General features: G+C 76.6%; 4 protein-coding genes. 1 reads left to right on the forward strand and 3 read right to left on the reverse strand.

The annotated features are described in order from the left end of the window. Positions 1-66: 66 nt before the first annotated feature. The 3 genes from FHE66_RS04010 to FHE66_RS04020 are packed head-to-tail and all read right to left on the reverse strand — an operon-like array spanning position 67 to position 3,898. Positions 67-1,170, reverse strand: a complete 1,104-nt coding sequence (locus tag FHE66_RS04010; RefSeq protein ID WP_139071705.1) for a hypothetical protein — start codon at positions 1,168-1,170, stop codon at positions 67-69. Beyond that, a complete protein-coding gene (locus FHE66_RS04015; RefSeq protein ID WP_139071706.1) occupies positions 1,167-2,756 on the reverse strand; it encodes an FAD-dependent oxidoreductase in 1,590 nt (529 codons plus the stop codon). The genes FHE66_RS04010 and FHE66_RS04015 overlap by 4 nt, the downstream gene beginning before the upstream one ends. Then, positions 2,756-3,898, reverse strand: a complete 1,143-nt coding sequence (locus tag FHE66_RS04020; RefSeq protein WP_139071707.1) for a glutamate--cysteine ligase — start codon at positions 3,896-3,898, stop codon at positions 2,756-2,758. The genes FHE66_RS04015 and FHE66_RS04020 overlap by 1 nt, the downstream gene beginning before the upstream one ends. Before the next feature lie 71 nt (positions 3,899-3,969). On the opposite strand from FHE66_RS04020, the gene FHE66_RS04025 reads away from it, so the two are divergent. Continuing rightward, positions 3,970-5,097, forward strand: a 1,128-nt coding sequence (locus FHE66_RS04025) for a helicase-related protein (protein WP_139071808.1), incomplete at its 3' end; no start/stop codon positions are given.

Below are 5,097 nucleotides of genomic sequence, written 5' to 3' on the forward strand. Positions count from 1 at the left end.
TGCTCCTGGGCTCGGTGGGCGATCGCCCCCCATCATGGCGCGCCACGGCCGTGAGCGCGACGGACCTCAGTCGGTCCGCTCCATCTGGGCGAGCGAGTCCGAGGCCCGGCGCAGGGAGACGAGCACGGAGTCGACGAGGAGCTGGTCGTCCCGCCTGGGCGCGACGCGGCGCGCCTCCTCGACGGCGCGGTGCGCCTCGCGGCTCGAGGGAGGCCCGCCCTCCACGCTCTCGGTACCGGCGTCCGTGACGTTCTCGAGCGCCGCCGCGATCGTGCCGAGGGCGTCGCGGACCAGCTCGCGCGTCCCTCCGGACAGTGCCTCGACCCGGTCGGTGTCGCCGACGCCCCCGAGGAGCAGGTCGGCGAGGTCGCTGACGACGAGCGAGAGCCGGTCGAGCGTGCGCGCCTCGTACCGCAGCGCCTGGATCGAGGCGGTGTACCGCCGCGCCCTGGGGTTGCGGCGGGCCGCCTCCCCGACCTCCGTCACCGCCGCGGCCATGGCGGCCCGTTCGCGCGGGGCAACGGCGTGCTCGTCGTCCCACTCCCGCAGCGAGGGCAGCTCCTCCCCGTCGAGCAGCGCGGCGAGCGCGGCGACGTCCCCGGCCAGCGTGGCGCGGAACCGGGCGATCGTGGCCTGGGCTGGGGCGAGCGGGAGCGGCGGCAGGACGGCGTTGACGAGGATGCCGATGACGGCCCCGAAGAGCGTGAGCCCGGCGTAGGCGCCGACGTACGTCTCCTCCCCGTGCCCGACGATGAGGGTGAACAGCGCGGCCGTGGGGACCCAGCTGCCCATCGAGCCCAGCAGCCGCCACCCGGCGAGGACGACGGACGGGACGACGACGAGCGCGACAGCCGCCGGCCCGGTGGCCGGCAGGAGGTCGACCGCCCACCCGACGGCGCCGCCGACGACGATGGCCAGCACCGACTGCAGCGACTCACGCACCGAGCCGGCGAGGGTGAAGGTCGTGGCGATGACCGCGCCGAACGGCGCGTAGTACGGGTAGTCGGCGGCCGGGCCGGGGAGGAGGCCCACGGCCGCCCACGCGATCGCGGCCGCAAGTGCCGCCCGGAAGGCCAGGGCGAGCCGGGGGTTGCGCCGCCACCGCTCGCGCCACCACGAGGCACTCCGCACGCCCCTCGGCAGCGCGACCCGCTGCCAGGCGAACGTCATCGGGTGGCGAGCCCGCGCGTCGCAGGACCCTCCAGCAGCTCGCCGTCGGCGGTGAACCGCGACCCGTGGAGCGGGCAGTCCCAGGACATCTCCTCGTCGTTCCAGCGCAGCACCCCGCCCAGGTGGGGGCACACGGCCGAGACGGCACGGGTGACGCCGTCCACGGTCGAGACGGCGACGGGGTGCAGACCGTGCCGCACGACGCAGCCGGTGCCCTCGGCCGGCGCCTCCGGGGCCGCCGTCCCGTCCGCGTCCGAACCGCCCTCCTGGACGGGCGTGGCGTCCGCCTGCTCGGCGGCCGACGCGTCTGCCGTCGTCGGCGCCGAACCGGTCTCGGGGGCGGTCATCGCCCGGACGTACCCGCCCGCGAGCCGTGCGGCAGCGCCGGCGTTGAGCCGGACCGCCTCGGTGAGACCGGACATCTCGTGGCGGCTCCACGTGCGGTACGCGTCGCACCACTCCGGCGTCTCACCCACGAGGGCCGCGGCGAGCAGGTGCGCGGCGGCCACGCCGTTGGTCATGCCCCACTTGGCGAAGCCGGTGGCGACGTGGACGCGCGTGTCGCGGGGCACGAGCGGCCCGACGTAGGGCAGCTCGTCGACGGGGTGGTAGTCCTGGGCCGACCAGCGGGCGACGAGCCGCGCGTCGGGGAACCAGCGGCGCCCCCAGCTGAGGAGGTTCTCCACCCGGGCACGGGGCGACTCCGTGCGGCCGACGACGTGCGAGGCGCCGCCGACGAGGACGACCTCCCCGTCCCCGTGCGGCGCCGTGCGCAGCGAACGGGTCGGCGTGCCGGCGGTGATGGACATCGGGAGGTCGGTGGGCGCGTCGACCTCCAGCGCGAGCACGTAGGACCGCTGCGGCTCGAGGCGGGCGAAGTAGGCCCCGCGGTCGGCGAAGGGGGTCCCGGTGGCGAGGACGACACGGTCGGCGTGGACGGTGCCGCGACTGGTCGCGACGGCGCCGTCCTTGCCGCGCAGCTCGGTCACCCGGGCACCCGTCCGGATGACGACTCCGGCGTCCTGTGCCGCCCTGGCGAGCGCGGCGAGCAGCTGGACGGGGTCGACCTGCGCCTGGTCGGCGAGCCACGTGCCGGCAAGCGCGGGGAAGGGCGCGGAGAGCTCCTCGTGCCACTCGACGGGCAAGCCGGCCCTCAGCGCCGCGGCGTGCTCGTCCTCGGCGGCGGGCAGCTGGTGGGGACCGGCCGCGTAGGTGAGGGCGGCACGGCGCTGGACGGGCACGTCCCACCGGGCGCTCTCGGCGAGCAGCCACTCCTGGCCGACCCGGTTGCCCGTGACGTACTGGCGCACCATGTCCTCGCCGTGACGGGCACCGATGGCCGAGAGCCGGGTGCCCTGCAGGAGCGACACCTTCGCCGTCGAGTGGCCGGTCGTGCCGGCCCCGATCCACCGCGCCTCGAGCACGACGACGCGCACCCCGGCCCGTGCGAGCAGGACGGCGGTCGCGAGCCCGGTGAGTCCCGCACCGACGACGGCGACGTCGTAGCGTCCGGTGACCGGCTCAGCGGCGAGCCGCTCGGCGTCCGGCACCGTCCCCGGCCCGGCGCCCAGCCACAGTGAGGTCATCAGCCCTCTCCTTCCTGTCCCAGCGTCATGCGCACCGCGGCCTGGACGACGTCGTGCAGGCTGCCGGTGCGCTCCAGCACCCGCCGCTGACGGTCGGCACCCGTGCCGACGCGCTGCAGGCGGGCGAGTCCGTCGAGGACGAGCTCGGTGTCCCCGTACCCCTCGAGCGCGGGGCGCACGTGGGCGACGAGGAGGTCGAGCACCTCGCCCGCCGGACGCGGCCGGTGGGTGAACGGGTCGAGGAGCTCACCGCCCGTGCCGTAGCGGGAGGCCTGCCACGTCGCCAGCCTGAGCATCTGGGTGGGCACGTCCGGGGCGGGGTCGCCCGACGCCCACTGCCCGGCGGCCGTCTCGACGAGCGCGCGCGAGAGTGCGGCGAGCAGGACGGTGTCGCGTGCGTCCTGGCACACGTCCGCCACCCGGAGCTCGAGCGTCGGGTAGGAGCGTGAGGGCCGGGCGTCGAGGTAGACCATGCCCTCGTCGAGGATGACGCCGGTGGCCATCATCTCCTCGATCCGCCGCCGGTAGGCGGCGGCCGAGCCGAAGACGTCGGGAGGCCCGGCGACGGGCCAGCGGATCATCACCTCGGGCCGGTAGGAGGCGTACCCGGAGTCCCCGCCCTGCCAGAAGGGGGAGTTGGCGCTGAGCGCGAGAAGGGTCGGCAGCCAGACGCGCGCCCGGTCCAGGGCGCCGATCGCCTCGTCGTCGGAGTCGACGGACACGTGGACGTGGCACCCGCAGATGAGCTGCTCGCGCCCGATCTGGCCGTAGCGCTCGACGATGCGCTGGTAGCGCTCGTCGTCGGCGGCGCTCGGCTCGGCGGGGAGGGGGGAGGTGGCCAGGGCGACGGCGCGGGTGCCCTCGCGGCGGGCGGCGGAGTCGGCCCGCACCCGCCACTCGAGGAGCTCCTCGCCGAGCGCGGTCATGTCGTGGTGGGGAGCGGTGTCGGTCTCGACCTGCTCGCGCTGCAGCTCGCCGTCGATGCTCGACCCCGGGGTCGAGGACGCCGCGGCGGAGATCCCGGAGGACCGGCTGCCGGCGAGCACCTCGGCCCGCCGGAGCACCTGGGTCGCCCGGGCCACCGCACGCCCCGAGTCGGTCCCGACCAGCAGCAGCTCTTCCTCCACACCTACGGTTCGCATCGGGTCAGTGTGGCGTGGGCCGCGCGGGTCGGCACGGCGGGAGAGCGGCTGTGGCGCGGCACACTGGTCCGGTGACCGCCCTCGCCCAGCTCCTCGCCGACCCGCCCGACCTGCCCGTCGCGGCTGGCCTCGCCGAGCTGACCGACGCCGTGGGCACGGCCGGCACCGCGGTCCTCCAGTCCGCGCCCGGCAGCGGCAAGACGACGCTCGTCCCACCCGCGATCGCGGTCGCGCTGGGCGGCAGGGTCGTCGTCACGCAGCCGCGCCGGATCGCCGCCCGCGCCGCCGCGGCGCGCCTGGCCGCGCTGCTCGGGGAGCCGGTCGGGGCGACGTCCGGGTTCGCCGTCCGGGGCGACCGGCGCAGCGGTCCGACGACTGTCGTGGAGTTCGTCACGGCGGGCACCCTCCTGCGGCGTCTGCAGCGCGACCCGGAGCTGCCCGGGGTGCGCGCCGTCGTGCTCGACGAGGTCCACGAGCGGCAGGTCGACTCCGACCTCCTGCTCGCCATGCTCGTCGAGGTGCGCGCGACCCTGCGCGAGGACCTCGCCCTCGTCGCGATGTCCGCGACCGTGGAGGCCGAGCGGGTGGCGGCGGTGCTCGGCGCGGGCACGCCGGTGGTCACGGTGCCCGGCGCGCTGCACCCGGTGGACACCGTGTGGTGCCCGCCCCCGCGCACGGCACCCCGGCTCACCCCGCGAGGCACGAGCCCGGCGTTCCTCGGGCACGTGGCCGACGTCGTCCAGCGGGCGCTGCGCGAGCAGGAGGGGGACGTCCTCGTCTTCCTCCCGGGAGCGCGCGAGGTCGACGACGTCGTGCGCCGCACGTCGGGCACGGGCGTGGAGGTGCTGCCGCTCCACGGCCGGCTCCCGGCCGCCGAGCAGGACCGGGCGCTGCGCCCGGGCACCGCCCGCAGGGTCGTCGTCTCGACGGCGGTGGCCGAGTCCTCCCTCACCGTGCCCGGCGTGCGCGTGGTCGTGGACGCCGGGCTGGCGCGCGAGCCGCGCACCGACCACCACCGCGGGCTGGCCGGGCTCGTCACCCGCAGCGTGAGTCAGGCGTCGGCGGAGCAGCGCGCGGGCCGCGCCGGACGTCAGGGCCCCGGGACCGTCTACCGGTGCTGGTCGCAGGGCGAGCACGCGCGGCTCGCCCGCCACCCCCAGCCGGAGATCCTCACCGCCGACCTCACCGGACCGCTGCTC

Source organism: Georgenia sp. 311, from assembly GCF_006151955.1.
GTDB lineage: Bacteria > Actinomycetota > Actinomycetes > Actinomycetales > Actinomycetaceae > Oceanitalea > Oceanitalea wutianyii.